The organism is Stenotrophomonas sp. Steno-Z10-BAI, assembly GCF_056393115.1.
Genome location: NZ_JBWJOZ010000004.1, coordinates 28,939 through 48,739, shown reverse-complemented (window position 1 = coordinate 48,739; position 19,801 = coordinate 28,939). Strand labels below are relative to the sequence as shown.

The 19,801-nt window shown below is 68.1% G+C and carries 16 protein-coding genes; 8 read left to right on the top strand and 8 right to left on the bottom strand.

The window, feature by feature from the left end; translation table 11 throughout:
* Nucleotides 1–4: 4 nt before the first annotated feature.
* Complete coding sequence (locus AC06E9_RS11270) at nt 5–1,507, bottom strand: aldehyde dehydrogenase (protein WP_478056063.1); 1,503 nt, start codon at nt 1,505–1,507, stop codon at nt 5–7.
* 114 nt (nt 1,508–1,621) lie between these two features.
* On the opposite strand from AC06E9_RS11270, the gene aptA reads away from it, so the two are divergent.
* The 3 genes from aptA (at nt 1,622) to AC06E9_RS11255 (ending at nt 5,304) form a co-directional block, all read left to right on the top strand.
* On the top strand, nt 1,622–2,974 hold the full coding sequence (gene aptA, locus AC06E9_RS11265) for an omega-aminotransferase AptA (protein WP_478056062.1): 1,353 nt from the start codon (nt 1,622–1,624) through the stop codon (nt 2,972–2,974).
* Between the two features lie 79 nt (nt 2,975–3,053).
* Nucleotides 3,054–3,944 (top strand): plasmid replication/partition related protein, encoded by an 891-nt coding sequence (locus tag AC06E9_RS11260; protein WP_478056061.1) that lies wholly within the window; start codon nt 3,054–3,056, stop codon nt 3,942–3,944.
* A gap of 67 nt (nt 3,945–4,011) precedes the next feature.
* On the top strand, nt 4,012–5,304 hold the full coding sequence (locus AC06E9_RS11255; protein WP_070426981.1) for a DUF445 domain-containing protein: 1,293 nt from the start codon (nt 4,012–4,014) through the stop codon (nt 5,302–5,304).
* 63 nt (nt 5,305–5,367) lie between these two features.
* Here the strand turns inward: AC06E9_RS11255 and AC06E9_RS11250 are convergent, their stop codons facing one another.
* Together AC06E9_RS11250 and AC06E9_RS11245 are read right to left on the bottom strand one after the other, a co-directional pair.
* Entirely contained in the window at nt 5,368–6,663 is a 1,296-nt protein-coding gene (locus AC06E9_RS11250) for an aminotransferase class V-fold PLP-dependent enzyme (RefSeq protein ID WP_282262565.1), read from the bottom strand.
* Nucleotides 6,663–9,023 carry a TonB-dependent receptor plug domain-containing protein gene (locus tag AC06E9_RS11245; protein ID WP_282262564.1) on the bottom strand — a complete coding sequence of 787 codons (2,361 nt, stop codon included), beginning with the start codon at nt 9,021–9,023 and terminating at the stop codon, nt 6,663–6,665. Before AC06E9_RS11245 ends, AC06E9_RS11250 begins: the two co-directional genes overlap by 1 nt.
* Nucleotides 9,024–9,415: 392 nt before the next feature.
* Between AC06E9_RS11245 and AC06E9_RS11240 the strand changes: the two genes are divergently transcribed.
* The 4 genes from AC06E9_RS11240 (at nt 9,416) to AC06E9_RS11225 (ending at nt 14,035) form a co-directional block, all read left to right on the top strand.
* Nucleotides 9,416–11,647 carry a TonB-dependent siderophore receptor gene (locus AC06E9_RS11240; RefSeq protein WP_282262563.1) on the top strand — a complete coding sequence of 744 codons (2,232 nt, stop codon included), beginning with the start codon at nt 9,416–9,418 and terminating at the stop codon, nt 11,645–11,647.
* A gap of 83 nt (nt 11,648–11,730) precedes the next feature.
* A complete protein-coding gene (locus AC06E9_RS11235; RefSeq protein ID WP_259462166.1) occupies nt 11,731–12,090 on the top strand; it encodes a DUF3649 domain-containing protein in 360 nt (119 codons plus the stop codon).
* The gene (locus AC06E9_RS11230; RefSeq protein WP_478056060.1) at nt 12,087–13,703 is read left to right on the top strand and encodes a PepSY-associated TM helix domain-containing protein; all 1,617 of its coding nucleotides are present in this window, start codon (nt 12,087–12,089) and stop codon (nt 13,701–13,703) included. The genes AC06E9_RS11235 and AC06E9_RS11230 overlap by 4 nt, the downstream gene beginning before the upstream one ends.
* Entirely contained in the window at nt 13,700–14,035 is a 336-nt protein-coding gene (locus tag AC06E9_RS11225) for a DUF3325 domain-containing protein (protein WP_478049898.1), read from the top strand. Before AC06E9_RS11230 ends, AC06E9_RS11225 begins: the two co-directional genes overlap by 4 nt.
* Before the next feature lie 34 nt (nt 14,036–14,069).
* Here the strand turns inward: AC06E9_RS11225 and AC06E9_RS11220 are convergent, their stop codons facing one another.
* From AC06E9_RS11220 to AC06E9_RS11210, 3 genes are all read right to left on the bottom strand, one after another.
* Nucleotides 14,070–14,606 carry a GNAT family N-acetyltransferase gene (locus AC06E9_RS11220; protein WP_478049899.1) on the bottom strand — a complete coding sequence of 179 codons (537 nt, stop codon included), beginning with the start codon at nt 14,604–14,606 and terminating at the stop codon, nt 14,070–14,072.
* A gap of 17 nt (nt 14,607–14,623) precedes the next feature.
* Nucleotides 14,624–16,768, bottom strand: coding sequence for a bifunctional 23S rRNA (guanine(2069)-N(7))-methyltransferase RlmK/23S rRNA (guanine(2445)-N(2))-methyltransferase RlmL (gene rlmKL / locus AC06E9_RS11215; RefSeq protein ID WP_121042199.1), 2,145 nt, complete (start codon nt 16,766–16,768; stop codon nt 14,624–14,626).
* Between the two features lie 107 nt (nt 16,769–16,875).
* A complete protein-coding gene (locus tag AC06E9_RS11210; protein ID WP_121042197.1) occupies nt 16,876–17,403 on the bottom strand; it encodes an alpha/beta hydrolase in 528 nt (175 codons plus the stop codon).
* Nucleotides 17,404–17,460: 57 nt separating this feature from the next.
* Here AC06E9_RS11210 and AC06E9_RS11205 point away from each other — a divergent pair, with 57 nt between their 5' ends.
* Complete coding sequence (locus AC06E9_RS11205; protein WP_461770889.1) at nt 17,461–18,030, top strand: N-acetylmuramoyl-L-alanine amidase; 570 nt, start codon at nt 17,461–17,463, stop codon at nt 18,028–18,030.
* A 3-nt stretch (nt 18,031–18,033) separates the two neighbouring features.
* On the opposite strand, the gene AC06E9_RS11200 is transcribed toward AC06E9_RS11205, so the two are convergent.
* Together AC06E9_RS11200 and AC06E9_RS11195 are read right to left on the bottom strand one after the other, a co-directional pair.
* Complete coding sequence (locus AC06E9_RS11200; RefSeq protein WP_478056059.1) at nt 18,034–18,924, bottom strand: sulfurtransferase; 891 nt, start codon at nt 18,922–18,924, stop codon at nt 18,034–18,036.
* The gene (locus AC06E9_RS11195) at nt 18,921–19,724 is read right to left on the bottom strand and encodes a CoA pyrophosphatase (protein WP_478056058.1); all 804 of its coding nucleotides are present in this window, start codon (nt 19,722–19,724) and stop codon (nt 18,921–18,923) included. Before AC06E9_RS11195 ends, AC06E9_RS11200 begins: the two co-directional genes overlap by 4 nt.
* Nucleotides 19,725–19,801 lie beyond the last annotated feature (77 nt).

The window sequence follows — 19,801 nt, the reverse complement described above, 5'->3', positions numbered from 1 at the left end:
GGCGTCAGCCGCCCAGATGAATCCAGGTCGCCTTGAGCTCGGTGTACTTGTCGAAGGCATGCAGGGATTTGTCGCGGCCGATGCCGGACTGCTTGTAGCCACCGAACGGCGCGGTCATGTCGCCACCATCCCATTGATTGACCCACACACTGCCCGCGCGCAGCCCGCGTGCTACCCGATGCGCACGGCCAAGGTCGCGTGTCCACACCCCGGCGGCCAGCCCGTAGATCGAATCATTGGCCATGCGCAGGGCATCGTCTTCATGATCGAAGGTCAGCACCGACAGCACCGGCCCGAAGATCTCCTCGCGGGCGATGGTGTGCTGCGGATCGACCTCGTCGAACACCGTCGGTTCGACATAGCTGCCACCCGGCACCACCTCCAGCCGCTTGCCGCCCAGCAGCAGCCGCGCGCCATCGGCCTCGCCGCGTGCCACATAACCCAGCACGCGGCCCGCATGCGCCTCGTCGACCAATGCGCCCATCGCAGCGTCCGGTTCGAACGGGTGCTGCGGCTGCATATGCCGGCCATGCGCCAGTACCCGTGCCACGAACGCGTCTTTGATCGAGCGCTGGACCAGTAAACGCGAGCCAGCCGTACACACCTCGCCCTGGTTGTAGAAGATCGCGGTGGCCGCCGCCTGCGCAGCCTTGTCCAGATCGGGCGCGTCGGCGAACACCAGGTTCGGGCTCTTGCCGCCGCACTCCAGCCAGGTGCGCTTGAGATTCGATTGCCCGGCGCATTGCAGCAACCGGCGACCCACGGCGGTAGACCCGGTGAACGCCAGCGCATCCACATCCATGTGCAACGCCAACGGCTCGCCCGTCCGCTCACCATGGCCGGGAAGCACATTGAAGACACCATCGGGCACCCCCGCCTCGGCCACCAGCGCGGCCAGCCGGATCGCGCTCAGCGGCGAGCGCTCGGAGGGCTTGAGCACCACGGAATTGCCCGCCGCCAAGGCTGGCGCGATCTTCCACGTTGCCATCAGTAGCGGGAAGTTCCACGGCACGATCACCGCCACCACGCCCACCGGCTCACGGGTGATCAGGCCCAGCGTATCCAGCGCGGTCGGGGCAACCTCGCCGTACACCTTGTCCACCGCCTCGGCGGTCCAGCGCAGGCAGCGCACGACACCGGCCAGATCGCCCTCGCGCGCATCGCGTACCGGCTTGCCCATATCCAGGGTCTCCAGCAACGCGAGCGCATCGGCGTGCTGTTCGACCAGATCGGCCAGCCGCAGCAGTACCTGCTTGCGATGAGAGGGCGCAGCCCGCGACCAGTCGCCCGCATCGAAACTGCGCCGCGCCGCCGCGACCGCCCGGTCGACGTCCGCCATATCGGCATCGGCCACCTGCACCAGCACGCGCCCGTCGATCGGGCTGATGCAGTCGTAGCGTGCGCCGCTGGCCGCATCGACGTAGCGCCCATCGATGAAGGCCTGCCCCTGAAAGGTCAGTGCATCGGCCTGGCGCTGCCAGTCGTCACGGGTGCGTGCGGTGGTCATCGGCGTCGTCCTCATCCACTCAGTCGGGTAAGGCGGTTATACCCGGCGCCGTCACGGGATGACGTGAGGCGAGTGCGATAAAGTCGTGACCATCGCGCCCTTGCGGAGTGCCTCATGCCTCGTCCCGAACCGTCGTTGTCGATCCTGGCCATCCAGGTTCCCGCAGACCGGGATGCCTACTGGATGCCGTTCACCGCCAACCGCCAGTTCAAGGCCGCCCCGCGCCTGCTGGTGCGCGCCGAGGGCATGTACTACCACGACGTCGACGACCGCCCGATCCTGGATGGCGCGGCCGGCCTGTGGTGCTGCAACGCAGGGCATGCGCGGCCGCGGATCGTGCAGGCGATCCAGCAGCAGGCGGCCACGCTGGATTTCGCGCCACCGTTCCAGATGGGCTCGCCCTTGCCGTTCGTGCTGGCCCAGCGCCTCGCTGCGCTGGCACCGGCGAGCTTGAACCATGTGTTCTTCACCAACTCCGGCTCCGAAGCAGTCGACACCGCGATGAAGATCGCGCTGGCCTACCACCGCTTGCGCGGCGAGGGCCACCGCACCCGCTTCATCGGCCGCGAAAAGGCCTATCACGGCGTGGGCTTCGGCGGCCTGTCGATCGGCGGCCTGCCCAACAACCGCAAGACGTTCGGGCCGCTGTTGGCCGGCAGCGACTTCCTGCGCCACACGCTCGATCTGGAGCGCAATGCCTTCAGTCCCGGCCTGCCGCGCCACGGCGCCGAACTCGCAGACGACCTGGAGCGTTTGATCGCACTGCACGATGCGTCCACGATCGCGGCGGTGTTCGTCGAGCCGATCGCCGGCTCGGCCGGGGTGATCCTGCCCGCACCGGGCTACCTGCAGCGCCTGCGCGAGATCTGCGACCAGCACGGCATCCTGCTGGTGTTGGATGAGGTGATCACCGGTTTCGGACGGGTCGGCAACGCCTTCGCTGCGCAGCGCTTCGGGGTTACCCCGGACCTGATGACCTTGGCCAAAGGGCTGACCAACGGCGCGGTGCCGATGGGCGCGGTGCTGGCCAGCGATGCGATCCACGACGCGTTCATGCAGGGGCCGCCGGCCGCCATCGAGTTCTTCCACGGCTACACCTATTCCGGCCACCCGCTGGCCTGCGCAGCGGCCCTGGCGGCGCTGGATACCTACGCCGAAGAGCATCTGTTCGAGCGCGCCATCGAGCTGGGCGACTACTGGCAGGAGCGACTGCACAGCCTACGCGGGCTGCCGCATGTGGTGGATATCCGTAATTTTGGGCTCATCGGTGCTGTCGAGCTGATGCCGCGCAAGGACGCCCCCGGCGCGCGTGGCTACGAGGTGTTCGAGCGCTGCTTCCGCGATGGCCAGTTGCTGGTGCGCTGCACCGGCGATGTGATTGCGCTGTCGCCCCCGCTGATACTGGAGCGCAGCCATATCGACCGGATCGTGGACGTACTGGGCGAGATGATCCGCGCCACCGGCTGAGGCTGAATCCGCCGGCGACGACGGCGACCGCCGCGATCCTTACAATGGTCGGTCACGTTTCGCTCGCGTACCGGATTGCATGGACATTGTCGTCAAAGAAGAACTCAAGGCCTACATCGACCCGCTGACCCCGGACGAGCACGACGCGCTGGAGCGCAGCATCCTCGCAGAGGGCTGCCGCGATGCGCTGGTGCTGTGGGGCGAGGTACTGGTCGATGGCCACAACCGCTACGGCATCTGCCAGAAGCACGGCCTGCCGTTCCAGACGATCCAGAACACCCGCTTCCAGTCGATGGGTGACGTCCACCTGTGGATGATCGAACAGCACCTGGGGCGCCGCAGCGTCTCCGATTTCCAGCGTGGCGTGCTGGCGCTGCGCAAGCGCGACATCCTGGCCGAGCGCCACCGCGCCGACCAGGCCCAGCTGCAGAAGGAAAGCGACGGCGAGATCAGCGGGCCGGCCGATGCCGGTGACGAAGACAGCCCGCCGTGGGCCGCCGCGCCGAAGGTCAGCCGCGCCGACATGGCCCGCGAAGCGCGCCTGAGCAGCAGCCAGGTGACGATGATCGAGCGCATCCACAAGCAGGCCGCACCGGAGCTGGTGGAAGCGGTCAAGACCGGTGTGATCTCGATCAGCGCCGCAGCCGCCGTGGCTGATCTGCCCGAAGACGAGCAGCGCGCCGCGGCCGCCGCCGGCAAGGACGAGCTCAAGCAGGCCGCCAAGCGCGTGCGCGAGTCCAAGCGCAAGCCGCGCAAGCCGGTCCAGGAGGTGCTGCACAGTGCCGACGGCGAGGCCGAGGCCGACCCCAGCCGCGCCGCCGAGATCGCCGATGCGCTCAACGCCCTGGGCGAAGGCCCTGCCGAGCTGCGCCAGCGCATCATCGCGCTGACCCTGGAAAACGACACCCTGCGCCAGCAGCTGGCCGCGCTGCGCAAGCAGGTGGCGGACAGCGGGATGGCCGACGCCTGATCCGGTGTAGTGCTGGCCAGCGGCCGGCACTACCTGTTGCTCATGCCGGGGTCGTTAAACTGCCGCAATGACGCCCACCTCCCCTCCCGACCCGCGCCGCGCCCAGCTGCGTCGGCTCAAACTGATCGCCCTGGCCATGCTGGTGGCGATGCTGGCCGGCTTCGCGGTCAGCCACTGGCACGGCGAACGCGGCATCTGGGCCTGGGTCTCGGCCTTCTGCGAGGCTGCCGCGGTCGGCGCGCTGGCCGACTGGTTCGCGGTGGTGGCCCTGTTCCGTCGGCCGCTCGGCCTGCCCATCCCGCATACCGCGATCATCCCGCGCAGCAAGGACCGCATTGCCGACAGCCTGGCGCTGTTCGTGCGCGACCAGTTCCTGGAACCGCAGGCCCTGCTGGCCCGGCTGCAGGTATTCGATCCAGCCAGCCGCCTGGGCAGCTGGCTGGCCGAGCCGGCGCGAGCCCGCATGCTGGCCGACATGGCGCGCGGCTGGGCCCTGCAGGCGCTGGACTTCCTCGATGAAGCGGCCGTCCGGCGCAGCATCCAGGGCTTCGTGATCCAGCAGCTGCGGCAATGGAATGCGGCCGCCACCGCCGGGGAACTGCTCGGCCTGCTCACCGCCGACAACCGCCACCAGCGCGTGCTGGACGAAGGCCTGACCCGGATCAGCGAATGGCTGGGTAACGAGAAGGTCAAAGACCGCGCGTCCACGTTGATCGTGGGCTACATCCAGCGCGAGTGGCCCAAGCTGGCCAGCACGGTCAACTGGGTCAAGCCGATCGATGAGATCGGTGACACCCTTGCCGAGCGCCTGGCGCATGCGGTGCTGGAGGAACTGCAGCAGATCCTGGCCCAGCCCGAGCATCCGCTGCGGCGCGATTACGAAACCTGGCTGAGCGATTACATCCAGCGGCTGCGCGAAGACCCGGCCCTGGCCGAGAAGGTGGAACAGCTCAAGCAGCAGGTGATTGACCACCCGGCCGTGCAGGAGTACGTGCAGGGCCTGTGGGCGCGCATCCATGCCAGCCTGCGAGCCGACCTGGCCAGCGAGGACTCCGCACTGGCCGGCCATCTGCGCCGCAGCCTGGCCTCGGTGGGCGAGGCACTGCAGGCCGACCCGTCGCTGCGCGAGGCGCTCAACCAGCACCTGATGGACGGTGCCGAGCGCCTGACCACGCGGCTGCGCAGCGGCGTGACCGAGCACATCGCACAGACCGTCAAAAGCTGGGACGAACGCCACTTGGTCGAGCAGCTGGAACTGAGCGTCGGCCGCGACCTGCAGTTCATCCGTTTCAACGGCACCCTGGTCGGTGGCCTGATCGGCGTGATCCTGCATGCACTGACGGTATGGTTCCACTGGTAACGCGATAACCGCTCGCGTCGGCTGGCGACGCTGGCGGAAACACCGCCAGCGTCGTTGGGTACGTCAGCCCGCGACCGCGCGTACGGCCGCCACCAGTGCGTCCATCTGCGCCGGCGTACTGAAGATGCCTGGCGTCACCCGCAGGCAGGCGCCCGAGGCCAGCCCTTCGCGCGGCACCACGAACACGCCGGACTGCTTCACCATCCGCTGCGAGGTGGCCGTGTTGTCGCGCATCGTGGTCTGCCCACGCAGCCGGAACGAGGTGATCGCACTGGACAGGCGCGGGTCGTCCGAGCCGAGCAGCTGGATGCGCGCGTCGCCGCGCAACGCGTCCATCCACTGATTGCGCAGGCGCAGCAGGCGCGCCCGCTTGTTGGCCACGCCGATGCGCTCGTGCAGGTCCAGTGCGGCCGGCAGCGCCATGTAAGCGGCGAAATTGACCGTGCCGGTGTGCACGCGGGTGCGGATGTCGTCGTGGTCCTGCTCCCCCATGTACGGATCCAGGTCACGCACCCGCCCGCGGCGGACATATACCGCCCCGACACCGACCGGCGCGCCGATCCACTTGTGCAGGTTGATCCCGATGAAATCCACGCCCAACGCGCGCAGCGGCGTGTCCACCTGGCCAATGCCGTGCGCGGCGTCGAGTACCACCTCCACGCCGGCCGCCCTGGCCAGCGCGGCGATCTCGGCCACCGGCAGCAGCATGCCGTTGCGGTGATTGACGTGAGTCAGCAGCAGCAGGCGCACGCGCGGGTTGGCGGTCAGCGCGCGGCGGTAGGTCTCCACGATGCTGTCGTGGTCGAACGGCTCGGGCAGCGTGATCGCCACCGGCTGCACGCCGCGCCGCGCCTGCAGCCACTGCATCGCGCTGATCATGCTGTCGTAGTCGGTGTCGGCGTACATCACCGCATCGCCCGGCGACAGCCTGCGGTAGCTGCCGATCAACACCTGCATCGCCTCGGTCGCACCGCGGGTGAGCACGATCTCGTCGGTCTCCACGCCCAGCACCTGTGCCAGGCGCACGCGCGCCTGTTCAAACAGCGGTGGAAACGCGAGCCGCCCGAACCAGGCGTTACCGGCATTCACCGTGGCGGTGGCCTGCTGGTAGGCCTGCAGCACCGGGCGCGCCATTGCGCCCCAGTAGCCGTTGTCCAGCATCACGACCTCGTCGGTGAGGTCGTACAGCGCGCGCACCTGGGCCCACCAGGTTTCGTCGGCGGCCAGCTCGGCCGGCGTGCGCGTGCCCACTGCCGGCAGCGTCATCGGCTCAGCGCCCATGGCAGTCGCACCGGTCAGTGCCGCAGCGACTGGCAGGGCCAGTGCGCCACGCAGCAGGTGTCGTCGTTGCCGGTCCATCAGTAACGGATCCGGTATTCGGCGTAGAGGTTGCGCCCGTCGGTGTCATACGGCGCGTTCCGCGAGTAGATCAGGCCACGGCTGGCCTGGAAGCTGGCTTCGTCCGGATAGCGGTTGAACAGGTTGTCCGCGCCGATCCGCAGCGTCTGCTGCTCGGTGACATTCCAGCTCACCGCCAGATCGACGAAGCTCATCGCCCCGAAGCGCTGGAAGATGTCGCCGGTGGCATTGCCCGAAGAGTCCGTCCATGCCCCGTAGTATCGCAGCTTGCCGAGCACGCTGAAGCGGCCCCACGCATACGTGCTGCTGAGCGTGGCCTTCTGCCGCGGCAGACGCTCTTCGAAGATGCGGCGCTGGCTTTCATTGGTGGCCACGCCGGTGGCACCACTGTCGACCTGGGTCTGGTTGTAGTTGTAGCCCAGCGTGGTACTCAGCCGGCCCGCGCCGAGCGCGGTGGCGTGGCTGGCGACCACGTCGACACCGCGCGTGGTGGTGTCGAAATCGTTGGTGTAGAAGCTCACCGAGGTGTACGCCAGCGGATTGGGCACGCCGGCCGGCACTGCGAACGAGGCCGACTGGCTGAAACGATCGGTGACTTTGATGTCGTACAGGTCCACCGAGCCGGAGAAGCCCAGCTCGTTCTTCCAGGTCAGCCCGAGCGAGGCGGTGCGCGACTGCTCCGGCTTGAGCGGTTGGGCACCGAGCTGGATCGCCAGCGGATCGCTGGGCGAGAGGCGGCCGGTGGTGAACACCTGCAGGGTCACGGTGTCCAGGCCCTGCTGGGTGCTCTGCGTGTAGAGCTGGCCCGGCGTGGGCGCACGGAAGCCGGTGGAAAGCGAACCGCGCACAGCCAGGTCCGGGGTGAACTCGAAGCGGCTGGAGAGCTTGCCGTCCAGGCTTTCACCGAAGGCGGAGAAGTGCTCGTAACGGGTCGCCGCGCCGACGGTCCAGCGGGCGGTCAACGGTGCTTCGACATCGATGTAGGCCGCGCGGCTGCGCTGGCTCCAGCGGCCGGCATTGGCCGCGCTGAAGCCCGGCGCACCGTTGGCGCCCCCGGCCAGCCCGGTCACCGCCCCCGGGCCGATCGCATACGACGCCGGATCACCGGCATCCACCCCGTAGGTTTCCTCGCGCGTCTCGGCGCCGAAGGCGATGTTGATCGGTGCGGCCAGCGCGCTGACCGGCAGCGAATAGACGATATCCGCGTTGAGGTTCTTCTCTTCCTGCGAGAGGCGGCCGAGGTAGAACGAGGTGGGGCTGTCCGGGCCGAGCGAGGCATTGATCGAGTTGCCCAGCGTGTAGTCGATGCGGTTGCGCCCGTAGGAGCCGCTCACATCCCAGCGCCAGCGTTCGCCCCAGTAGCCGCGCAGACCGAGTACGCCCTGAAGGTCGTCCTGTTCGTTGCCGTATTTCGGGCTGAAGCCGGTCGGGTACAGGCTGCGCGCATCCCAACCGGGGAACACACGGCTGCGGTTGTAGACCGAGGCAGTGCCATCGGGATTGCGCCAGTTGAAATCACTGACGCCCTCGCTGTGCCCGTACAGACCGAAGCCGTAGAGATCGACGCTGTCGTTCAAGGCCAGGTTGAGGTTGAAGCCGAAATGGCGGTTTTCCAGGTCCGGCTGGCCCCAGCGCTGCACCGGATCGGGCACGACCAGATCCGGGTGGGCGTTCTGGAAGGCGATCGCATCGGCGCGCTGGCGGCTGCGCGAGGTCGCATCGGATCTGTCCCAGTCGGCGAACAGCGACAGGCTGCCCTTGTCACCCAGCGCGAACCCGTGGCGGCCGCCGATCTTGCGACCGGTCCCATCGCCTTCGCTGTATTCGGACAGACCCAGCGACAGCTCCCCGCCGACGCGGTCATCCAGAATGATGTTGATCACCCCGGCGATGGCGTCCGAGCCGTACTGCGCCGACGCGCCATCGCGCAGCACTTCGATGCGCTGGATGGCGTGCACCGGAATCTGGGCCAGGTCCGGCCCCTGCGCGCCGCGCGCGCCCAGCAGCGCCGAGCGATGGAAGCGGCGGCCGTTGACCAGCACCAGGGTCTGGTCCGGCGAAAGGCCGCGCAGCGTGGCCGGCCGCACGAACACCAGCCCGTCGTTCATCGGCATGCGCTGGACCACGAACGACGGCACCAACTGGGCCAGCACGTCGTTGAGGTCGGAGGACTCGATCGCCTGGATCTCTTCCTGCGAGAACACGTCCACCGGGGCCAGCGTATCGAACTGCGTGCGGTTGCTGCCGCGCGTGCCGGTGACGATCATCGTGTCCAGGGTGGCGGGGGCCGCGGCAGTCCCTGCCGGGGCGGCCTCGGCGCGCGCATCGGCGGCCGTGGCGAAGGTAAGGACTGACAACACCGCTACAGCAAGCACACAACGATTCACTGACGACTCCGCAAACGAACAGGTGGGGATGGGCGTGACCGAGTGTCACGACATCCTCACAGTCTGTTGACGCGATGTTGCCCGGCAGTGACACGCAGGCGACGGTGGCTGCGGGCCGCCACACATACGCCAGCGCACGGCCTTGCATGGCTTCGACAGCGGCATAACGCTTGTCTAACGAAATGATAATGACTATCATTCACTGATCGGCTGTACGCCTAGCCAACCGGCGCCCGGATGCACCACGCCTTCCCCGCGCAACGCCCCGTGTACACCCCCTGATCCGCTGCCTTGCCTGCCCTGCTGCCTTCGGCAGCGCCGCTGTGCGTGGCGCGCTGACGTTCTCCCACACTGGAAGTGTTGCCATGCCCTGCTCGTCCGCTTCACCTTTGTCCCGGCCATCGCTGTTGGCGATCGCGCTCGTTGCTGCCCTCGCCGGCCCGGCGCTGCCGGCGTTCGCCGAGGCCGAACCTGGCGATGCGACCACCCTGGACACGATCAAGGTGACCGCCGACGGGGAGATCCCGAACGCCTACACGGTCAAGCAGGCCAGCACCGCCACCAAGTTGAACCTGTCGCTGCGCCACACGCCGCAGTCGGTCACCGTGCTGACCCGCCAGCGCCTGGACGACATGGGCCTGTACGCGCTGTCCGATGTGATGGGCCAGGTCACCGGCGTGCATGTATCGGTCACCGATTCGGAGCGCATCAACTACATCTCGCGTGGCTACAGCATCACCAATTTCCAGATCGACGGGATGCTCAACACGTTTGGTGGCTCGCTCAAGACCAACACCGACAGCGCGATCTACGAGCGCATCGAAGTGGTCCGCGGCGCGACCGGCCTGACCACCGGTGCCGGTGACCCGTCGGGCACCATCAACATGGTCCGCAAGCGCCCGACCCAGGAGATGGCGATGAGCGCCGGGCTGACCCTGGGCCGCTGGGGCAACCAGCGCCTGGAAGCGGACATCGGCGGCCCGGTCGCGCTGGACGGCCGCGTGCGTGCGCGCTTCGTCGCCGCCAAGCAGCAGAGCGATTCCTTCCGCGATGTGTACCGTCTGGACAAGGACGTGTTCTACGGCATCGTGCAGGCCGACCTGACCGACAGCACCCTGTTCGAAGTCGGCTATGACTACCAGTCGCCGGAAACCAAGGGCGTGACCTGGGGCGTGGTGCCGTACTGGGGTCCGGACGGAAAGCCGGCCAACCTGCCGCGCTCGACCAACCTCTCGGCACGCTGGAGCAGCTGGCCGATCGTGGAGAAGACCACCTTCGTGCGCCTGGAGCAGCAGCTCGGCAACGGCTGGTCGCTGAAGGCCAGCGCGACCCAGGCCAAGCGCAACACCGATGGCGACGTCTGGTATGGCGCGCAGGGCTATCCCGCGCCGGATGGCACCGGTGTGCGCGCCTACCTCTCGCATTTCGCCGAACGCAGCGAAATGAACGTGTTCGACCTCAACGCCAGCGGCCCGTTCCAGCTGTTCGGCCGCGAGCATGAACTGGTGTTCGGCGTCGGCCAGTCGGTTCGCAAGGGCGAATCGCCTGCCTCGGAATTCACGCAGCCGCCGGGCTACGACGTGGTACCGGACTGGCGCACCTGGACCGGGGATGTCGCCCCGTTGCCGCTCACCCGGCATGACTGGCTGGCCTCGGAGAACGAGTTGACGCAGAAGGCTGCCTACGTGGCCGCCCGCCTGCAGCTGGCCGATCCGTTGCTGGCCGTGCTCGGCGCGCGCTATGGCAGCTGGGAAACCCGCAGCTGGCGCTATACCAACGATGCGGCCGGCAACCGCACCGGTACTACCCGCGGCGGCTACAAGCCGGACGATTCGCTGACCCCTTATTTCGGCCTGGTCTACGATTTCAGCAGGCAGTTCAGCGCCTACGCCAGCTACACCGACATCTTCCAGCCGCAGGACTACCGCGACAAGAACAACGATTACCTGGAGCCGGTGGTCGGCGACATGTGGGAGGCCGGTCTGAAGGGGGAATTCTTCGGTGGCCGCCTGAACACCTCCGCCGCGGTGTTCAAGGGCGAGAAGGACAATGTGGCCGAGCTCGACGATTCGGTACCGGCCGCCTCGCTGCCCGATGGCGGCAGTGCCTACCGGTCCACCGGCAAGGGCAACAAGGTCAAGGGCTGGGAACTGGAAGCCCAGGGTAGCCTGACCGAGAACTGGAACCTCTCGGCCGGTTTCGCGCACACCACCATCCGCAACCAGGCCGGCGTGGCGCAGAACACCACCAACCCGGTGGACACGTTCCGCCTCAACACCAGCTGGCGCCCGAGCGGTGAATGGAACCGCCTCTCGCTGGGCGGCGGGGTGACCTGGCAGAGCCGGATCTACCGCACCAGCACCAAGCCGCGCGCGGATTACGCGACCAGCGGCCGTACCGAATCGGCGTTCATCACCCAGGATGCGTTCTACCTGGTGAATGTGTTCGCCGGCTACCGCTTCAACGACACCTTCTCCGCGCAGCTCAACGTCAACAACCTGCTCGACAAGAAGTACTACAGCAACGTCGGTTTCTACAACGGCGTGTACTGGGGCGAACCGCGCAACGTGATGTTGAACCTGCGCTGGAAGCTCTGACACAGGCTCCAAGGGACCACTGCGACGCGCAGTGAACACGGCCACGGATGGCCACTATCCTTCATCACCGGCTGCGGCCGGTGATGCCCGTTTCCCCGATTGATCAGCAGGTTTCCGTGGACAGCACGCCGCACGCCAGCGCCAGGTTCAACCGTCTTGGTTCCCTCTTCACCCGCCCCTGGCTGGGTGTCCTGTCACGTTCGCTCGCCGCGATCTTCGGCGGCTACGCGCTGGCCGCGACCTGCTCGATGTTCTTCGCGGTCGCGCTGCCGATCGCACGCGGGCAAGCCGTGCTGACCGGCATGCTGGTGGCGATCGTGCTGTGCGCCTGCGCGGCATTGTGGGCGTTCGCTACCCGCACCGCCCTGCGCGCCTGGGTGGGCATCCTGATTCCCACGCTGCTGTTCTGGGTGGGCACCCGCCTGCTTCAGGGGGCCGCATGAAGAACGGATTCCGCCAATCGATGGCCTGGCTGCACACCTGGACCGGCCTGCTGGTCGGCTGGCTGCTGCTGCTGATCTTCATGGCCGGAACGGCCAGCTATTACCGCGAGGAAATCAGCCGCTGGATGCGCCCGGAGCTGCCGCGCAGCAGCGTCACCGCCGACGTCGCCGCCGAGCGCGCCCTGACCTTCCTGCAGCACAAGGCCCCACAGGCCGAGAGCTGGAACGTCACCCTGCCCGACCCGCGCAACCCGGCGATGCGCATGTTCTGGCGCAATCCCGAATCGATGGTCAAGCCGCCGGTGGAAGGCGAGCGCCGCCGGCGCGGCGGTGGCCGCTTCGGCGATGCCACCGTCGATCCGAACACCGGCGAGGAGATCGCCGCACGCGAAACCCGCGGTGGCGACTTCTTCTACCGCCTGCATTTCGACCTACACTACATCCCGGTGTACTGGGCGCGTTATCTGGTCGGCTTCTGCGCGATGTTCATGCTGGTGGCGATCATCACCGGCGTGATCACGCACAAGAAGATCTTCAAGGACTTCTTCACCTTCCGCCCGGAGAAGGGCCTGCGGTCGTGGCTGGACTTCCACAACGTCAGCGCGGTGATGGCGCTGCCGTACCACGCGATGATCACCTACACCGGCATCGTCACCTTGATGTTCATGTACCTGCCATGGGGCGTGAGCGTGGCCTACCCCAAGGATGAGGAGGCGTTCTTCAGCGAGGCCTTCGCGCGTCTGGCCGAGATCGAGACCCCGGCCGAAGGACGCGCCACGCCGCTGCCGATCCAGCAGTTGCTGGACAGCGCCCGCGCCGAATGGAAGGGTGCGGATGTGGCCGGCTTCACCCTGTACCACCCGGGGGCGGCGAATGCGATCGTGGATATCACCCAGCGCGATGGAAAGCGCCTGTCGGTGGATACACCGTCGCTGCGCTTCAACGCGATCACCGGCCAGTTGCTCGAGGCCAGCCCGGCCTCGGGCGGCGCCACCCAGACCCGCGGCGTGATGTACGGCCTGCACCTGGCGCGCTTCGCCGATTGGGGCCTGCGTGCGCTGTTCTTCCTGTCCGGCCTGATCGGCTGCCTGATGGTCGCCAGCGGCGTGGTGCTGTGGGCGGTGAAGGAACGGCCCAAGCACGCCAAGTCCGGCAAGACCGGGTTCGGCCTGCGCCTGGTCGATGCGCTCAACATCGGCGCGGTGGCTGGCCTGCCGATCGCGTTCGCCACCTATTTCCTGGCCAATCGTCTGCTGCCGGTCCAGATGGCCGAGCGCGCCAACGCCGAGGTCAATGCGTTCTTCTATGCATGGGCCGCCGCATTGCTGGCCGGTTTCCTCTGGCCCAAACGGAGGATGTGGACCTGGCAGCTGTACCTGGGCGGCGCGCTGTTTGCGTTGATTCCGGTGGTCAACGCACTCACCACGCATGCGCATCTGGGCGTCACCCTGCGCAGCGGTGACTGGGTCCTGGCCGGGTTCGATCTGACCATGCTCGCGTTCGGCGCGATGCTGGCCTACTGCGGCCATCGCATGCAGCGCTGGCAGCCACCACTGAGCGCGGCCGAGAAGAAGCGCCGCCAGCAGGCCGCTGCTGCGCGGGCGACGGCATGATGCTGCTCGCAATCACGCTGACCTTCTCCGCGTTCACGGCGTTGTCGCTGGCCATGGACAAGCACCAGCTGGACCTGCACGGCAAAGCCGGCGCCAGCGCATCGCGCATGCGGGTGTGGCGCTGGGTGGGGTGGACGTTGCTGGCCGTCACGTTCGCGCTGTGCGTGATGGACCACGGCTGGGCGATCGGCCCGGTGCTGTGGCTGGGCGCGCTGACGATCAGCGGGGTGGTGATCGCGTTCGGGCTGTACCCGTACCGCCCGCGCTGGATCGCGCCGCTGGCATGCGCGTTGCCGGTGGTGGGGCTGGCGGTGGCGCTGGTCGCGCGCTGAGGGAGCAGCCACGCAGCCGCATCGCGATCGCCGATCAGGGCACCAGTGAGAACATGTGCGCGGCGGCAGGCCGGTCGTCGATGACCAATCGGTTGCGCGCCACGCCCTCGCGCAGGGCGCCGGCCTTTACCGCCACCCGTTCGCTGGCCAGGTTGCCCACGGCCACGACGATCTCCACCCGATGCAGGCCCAGCGGCCCGAATGCCTGGGCAGCCAGCGCCTGCACGACGCGGGGCGCCACGCCCTGGCCACGGCACGACTGCCGCACCCAGTAGCCCAGGTTGCAGAACCGGGGGTCGTGCTGGATCTTGTTCAATCCCGCGCCGCCGACGAAGGCGGCCGTGTCCTGGTCGAAGATTCCGTATTCGCAGGCGGTGCCTGCCGCCCAGCCATCGCGGCAGGCCTGGAACCACTGCAGCGCCTGCTCGGCGCGGTAGTCGACCGCGCTCCACGGCATCCAGCGCCGCATGCCCTCGGCCGATTCGCGCACCGCCGCCGCAAAGGGGGCGGCATCGGAAGCCTCGAACGGACGCAGCAGCAGTCCCTCGGCGTGAAGCGGGCTGGCGTCCATGTCAGCCCCCCGGTCCGTCAGGCGCCGTAGCGGCGCAGTTCCCACGCGCGATGGATGCGCGGGTTGCGCTCGAAGTCCGCCCCGATGGTCTCGGGCGAAATCTCCTTGCACGCCGCGAATTCCTTGATCGCTTCGTCGTCCAGCTTGAAGCGGCGGAAGTTGTTGGAGAAATACAGCACGCCTTCCGGGCTCAAGCGCGCCACGGCCGCGCGCAGCAGGCGCACGTGTTCGCGCTGGATGTCGAAATCATCGGCGCGGGCGGAGTTGGAGAACGTCGGCGGATCGCAGAAGATCACGTCGAAGCGGTGACGTTCGGCTTCCAGCCACGCCAGCGCATCGGCCTGGATCAGCTGGTGCTGGCTGCCGCCCTTGCCGTTCAAGGCGAGATTGTCGGCGCACCACTGCAGATAGGTGCCGGACAGATCCACGCTGGTGGTGGTCGCGGCACCGGCCACGGCGGCCTGCACCGAGGCGACACCGGTGTAGCAGAACAGGTTGAGGAAGCGCTTGCCCTGGGCTTCCTGCGCCATGTGCCAGCGCAGCGGACGGTGGTCCAGGAACAGCCCGGTGTCCAGATAATCGAACAGGTTCACACGCAGCAGCGCATCGTTCTCGCGGACCAGCACGAACTCGCCGCGCTGCTCGAAACGACCGTACTTGCTGCCGCCCTTGCCACGCTCGCGTGACTTCAGCGCGACCTGCTCGGCCGGCACCTGGAAGACCTCGCGCGCGGCCGAGAGCAGCTCGTTGCGGCGGCGACGCACATCCACGTCCGGAATGGTCGCCGGGGCCGCGTATTCCTGCACATGCAGGAACGTGCGGCGGGCACCGCCGTCTTCTTCATAGACATCGATGGCGGCCGCGTACTCGGGCAGATCGGCATCGTAAACGCGGTAGCAGGTGATGCTCTCGCGCGTCCGCCACGTCTTGAACTTCTTGATGTTCTTGCGCAGGCGGTTGGCCACCATCTGCGCGCCCTCGCTGAGCTCGCGCGGCTGACCGGTGTTCTCGCGCTGCGGCACCGCGATCGGGTCGCAGACGATCAGCGCGCACTCGATGGCGCCGTTGAACAGCTGGTACTTCTTGTTGGCGCGCAGGCCGGTGGCGAAGGCCAGGTCGGCGCTGCCGCACAACAGGCTGGCGCGCCACTGCGGCACCGCGCGCTTGAGCGCGTCGCCGAGTTGGCGGTACAGCACCGCGTCGGCGGCCAAGCGCTCGTCATAGGGCGGGTTGCAGACCACGCAGCCGGTCTCCTGCGGCGGGACCTGCACATCGGTGATGTCGCGCACGCCGAACCAGATGGCATGGCCCACACCGGCCGTTTCGGCGTTCTGCTTGGCCGCATGGATGGCGTGCGGATCCACGTCGCTGCCGTGGATCACCTGCTTGAGTGCGCTGCGGCCGGCGGTTTCGCGGGCGCGCGCTTCTTCCATCAGGCTGTTCCAGGCGTCGCGGTCGAAGCCCAGCCAGCGGCTCGGCGGAATGCTGCCGTGGCGCTGCAGGCCCGGGGCCACGTCGGCGGCCATCAAGGCGCCTTCGATCAGCAGCGTGCCGCTGCCGCACATCGGGTCGAGCAGGCCACCGCCTTCGCTGTGGATCTTCGGCCAGTTGGCGCGCAGCAGCACCGCGGCGGCGAGGTTTTCCTTCAGCGGCGCATCGTTCTGCGCCATCCGCCAGCCGCGGCGGTGCATCGGGCCACCGCCCAGGTCGATCGAGATCGTGGCCCGGCCCTTGCGCAGCGACAGGTTGATGCGCACGTCCGGGAAGTCGGTGTTGACCGACGGCCGCTCCAGGCCCTGCGCGCGCAGGCTGTCGACCACGCCGTCCTTGACCCGCTGCGCGGCGAAGCGCGCGTGCGTGATCTCGGTGCCGGACACATGTGCATCCACCGAGAGGGTCAGCTCGGGGCTGATGTGCTGCTCCCACGCCATCGCCGAGACGCCCTGGTAGAGCGATCCCTCGTCCGGGCACTCGAACTCGGCCAGCGGCCACAGCACCCGGCTGGCCAGGCGCGACCACAGCACCACACGCTGCGCCTGCGCCAGCTCGCCCTCGGCGTTGACACCGGAAATGGTGGCGGTGGCCTTGTCCAGGCCGAGCGCCAACAGTTCGTCGGCGAGCAGATACTCCAGGCCCTTGGCGCAGGAAACAAAGAATTTCACGGAATCGGTATCGCAGGTCAGCGGAGAGGGGGTGCCCACGGGCACGGCAAGCAGCCGGGCACGGGGTCCGGGGGGCCATTGTACGTGAGGTGGGCTGGAACGCCCGGTTACAGCGAGGCCAGCAGTTCCTCGAAGGCCCGGCTCGAGGCCTCGACGTGGCCGGCCAGCCGGTGCCCGTCGTCCACCATCAGCAGGCGAGCCGAGCGGGCCTGGGCCCAGGCGATCACCTCCGCCGGCGGGATCAGCTCGTCGTGCCAGGCATGCACCACGCTGGTCGGCACGCGGGCGGCATCCAGCGCCGGCATCGGCCCCATCCGGGTCGGCGGCACCATCAGGAACAGGCCCTGGACCGGCACCTGCAGCGAGGCGATGGCCGAGATGTACGAGCCCAGGCTGGAACCGGCCAGGACCACCGGGCCCTGCGCGGCACGGGCGGTGGCCAGGGTGATCAGGCGCTGCAGGCGGGCACGTACATCGCCGAGACTGCTGACCTCGCGCTGGGCGTCCAGGTCGGTGTAGTCCGGGCGCTCGTGGGTCCAGCCCAGGCGCTCGGCCACCTCGGCCAGGGCGGTCACCTTGATGGCGTCCGGGCCGCTTTCAAAGCCGTGGGAGAGGATGCAGTGGCCGCGGCTCATGCGCATACCGCGCGGGAATCGATAGGAGCGTTCATGCCCGAATGCTAGCATCGCCGCATGCCCGACCGCGCCCCGCCCGCCATCGATGCACAGCCCCTGCCCTACCAGGACAGGCTGCTGCCCCGCACGCACGACGAGATCGATCTGGTGGTCATCCACTGCACCGAACTGCCGGACCTGGCGATGGCACGCGAGTACGGCGAACGCGTGCTGTATGACAGCGGCACCGGCAACAGCGGGCATTACTACATCGACCGCGACGGGCGCATCGTGCAGTACGTGTCCTTGGACCGCGTCGCGCATCAGGTCAGTGGCTATAACCCGCGCTCGCTCGGGATCGAACTGGTGAACACCGGACGCTACCCGCACTGGTGGGATTCGCGGCACCAGGCGATGGACGAGCCCTACCCGGATGCGCAGATCGCGGCGCTGATCGACCTGCTGCAACACCTGTGCGGGACGCTGCCCGCGTTGGCACATATCGCCGGGCATGAGTGGCTGGATACGCGCGAGGAAGTGGCCAGCGATGATCCGGAGCGGCGGGTGCCGCGCAAGCGCGATCCGGGTCCGATGTTCCCGTGGCCACGCGTGCTGGCGGCGGTGCCGTTGCAGGAACTGCGTGGGTGATGATCAGCCGGTTGCGACAGGACGCGAAGCATCGCTGACCCAGCCACTCCACGAATCCGCATAGATCCGCGCCCCTTCCAGCCCGGCCGCTTCCATCGCCAGCAGCAGATGGCAGGCGGTCACGCCGGAGCCGCACATCAGCACGACCTCGTCCGGAGCGTGCGTGCCGATCAAGGGCTGCAGCGCGGCGCGCAGATCCGCCGCAGGGCGCAACCGTCCTTCATGCACGTTCAACGCGAACGGACGATTGACCGCGCCGGGCACGTGGCCGGCGACCGGATCCAAGGGTTCCACGTCGCCCCGGAAACGCTCGCCCGCCCGCGCATCGATCAGCCAGCCCGGCGCGTGCTTGAGACGCGCCTGGACCTCCTCGACCGAGGCGATCTGGTTGCGGTCGAACTGACCCGGGTACGGCGGCAACGGCGTCACCTGCGGCAGCGCTGCGGTGACCGGCAGACCAGCGGCCTGCCACGCCGCAAATCCGCCATCGAGAACGCGTACCTGTGCATGCCCGATCAGCCGCAGCAGCCACCACAGCCGCGCGGCGGCCATGCTGCCGTCGCCGGCGTCGTAGACCACGACCTGGGTCTGCGGCCCGATGCCCCATGCGCCCAGGCGCGCGGCGAACGCATTGCTGTCCGGCAGCGGGTGACGGCCGTGACCGGTGCGGCCGAGATCGGACAGATCCCGGTTGAGATCGGCGTACAGCGCGCCGGGCAGATGGCCCTGTGCATACAACGCCGCACCGGACTGCGGATCGGCCAACGAGAAGCGCGCATCCATCACCCGCAGCGAGGGGGCGGCACTGGCCGTCGCACGGGCATCCATGAGGCGCGCTGCGCCTTCGTGGAGGGCGTGTGCGAGGGTGCTGACATCGATCAACGGCGTGGTCATGCGGTCTGCTCCAGGCGGCGACGCAGGTTGTAGAGAATGGCGGCGGTCGCGCCCCAGATCCGCTGCCCGGGCCAGCCGTACTCGAGCACGTGGCGGATGCGCCCGCGGTGATCGATCTCCACGTGGTGCAGGTTGGCCGGGTCCATCAGGTAGGACAGCGGCACTTCGAAGACTTCGGCGACCTCACCCGGCTCGGGCACGGCCACGAACGCAGGATCGATCACGGCCACTACCGGCATGACCCGGTAGCCGGTAATCGTCACGAACGGATCCAGATACCCCAGTACCTGCACCTGATCGTGCTTGAGTGCGATTTCCTCGTCGCTCTCGCGGATCGCGGCAGCGACGGCATCGCGGTCCTCCGGCTCCATGCGGCCACCGGGGAAGCCGACCTGGCCCCCGTGATGGCGCAGCGTGTCGGTGCGCCGGGTCAGCAGCACCTGGGCGCCGCCCTCGCGCGGAATGATGCCGGCCAGCACGGCCGCTTCGACCGGCGGACCAGGCGGGAGAAGATCGATCAGTTCGCTGCGGTTCCAGCCATCGCCGGGCGGCGGCTGGTCCAGCGGATGCAGCGCGCGCAGCAGGCGCTCGTGTTCGGCCAGCGAACCGCACAGCGATTGCCGCAGTTGTTCGCGCAGGGGCAGCGTGTGCTGCATGACGTGATGCTGTTCGGGTCGGCTCATGGTTCGCCAGCGGGTGATTTCATCCACGGTGCGCAGGCAGCCCGTGCACACACCGGCACGATCCAGCGCGCAGATTCCGATGCAGGGAGAGGGCACGGCATGCGGGGATTCTTCCATCGATTGCACCGGTCAACAGTACCGCGATTGCACGGAAACAAAAAACGCGCCGGTGTTGCCACCGGCGCGTTCTTGAT

What these genes read in the sequence shown, in the direction of transcription:
- AC06E9_RS11270 (WP_478056063.1), bottom strand. Translation starts at nt 1,507, where the DNA reads ATGACCACCGCACGCACCCGTGACGACTGGCAGCGCCAGGCCGATGCA.
- aptA (WP_478056062.1), top strand. Translation starts at nt 1,622, where the DNA reads ATGCCTCGTCCCGAACCGTCGTTGTCGATCCTGGCCATCCAGGTTCCC.
- AC06E9_RS11260 (WP_478056061.1), top strand. Translation starts at nt 3,054, where the DNA reads ATGGACATTGTCGTCAAAGAAGAACTCAAGGCCTACATCGACCCGCTG.
- AC06E9_RS11255 (WP_070426981.1), top strand. Translation starts at nt 4,012, where the DNA reads ATGACGCCCACCTCCCCTCCCGACCCGCGCCGCGCCCAGCTGCGTCGG.
- AC06E9_RS11250 (WP_282262565.1), bottom strand. Translation starts at nt 6,663, where the DNA reads ATGGACCGGCAACGACGACACCTGCTGCGTGGCGCACTGGCCCTGCCA.
- AC06E9_RS11240 (WP_282262563.1), top strand. Translation starts at nt 9,416, where the DNA reads ATGCCCTGCTCGTCCGCTTCACCTTTGTCCCGGCCATCGCTGTTGGCG.
- AC06E9_RS11235 (WP_259462166.1), top strand. Translation starts at nt 11,731, where the DNA reads ATGCCCGTTTCCCCGATTGATCAGCAGGTTTCCGTGGACAGCACGCCG.
- AC06E9_RS11230 (WP_478056060.1), top strand. Translation starts at nt 12,087, where the DNA reads ATGAAGAACGGATTCCGCCAATCGATGGCCTGGCTGCACACCTGGACC.
- AC06E9_RS11225 (WP_478049898.1), top strand. Translation starts at nt 13,700, where the DNA reads ATGATGCTGCTCGCAATCACGCTGACCTTCTCCGCGTTCACGGCGTTG.
- AC06E9_RS11220 (WP_478049899.1), bottom strand. Translation starts at nt 14,606, where the DNA reads ATGGACGCCAGCCCGCTTCACGCCGAGGGACTGCTGCTGCGTCCGTTC.
- AC06E9_RS11210 (WP_121042197.1), bottom strand. Translation starts at nt 17,403, where the DNA reads ATGAGCCGCGGCCACTGCATCCTCTCCCACGGCTTTGAAAGCGGCCCG.
- AC06E9_RS11205 (WP_461770889.1), top strand. Translation starts at nt 17,461, where the DNA reads ATGCCCGACCGCGCCCCGCCCGCCATCGATGCACAGCCCCTGCCCTAC.
- AC06E9_RS11200 (WP_478056059.1), bottom strand. Translation starts at nt 18,924, where the DNA reads ATGACCACGCCGTTGATCGATGTCAGCACCCTCGCACACGCCCTCCAC.
- AC06E9_RS11195 (WP_478056058.1), bottom strand. Translation starts at nt 19,724, where the DNA reads ATGGAAGAATCCCCGCATGCCGTGCCCTCTCCCTGCATCGGAATCTGC.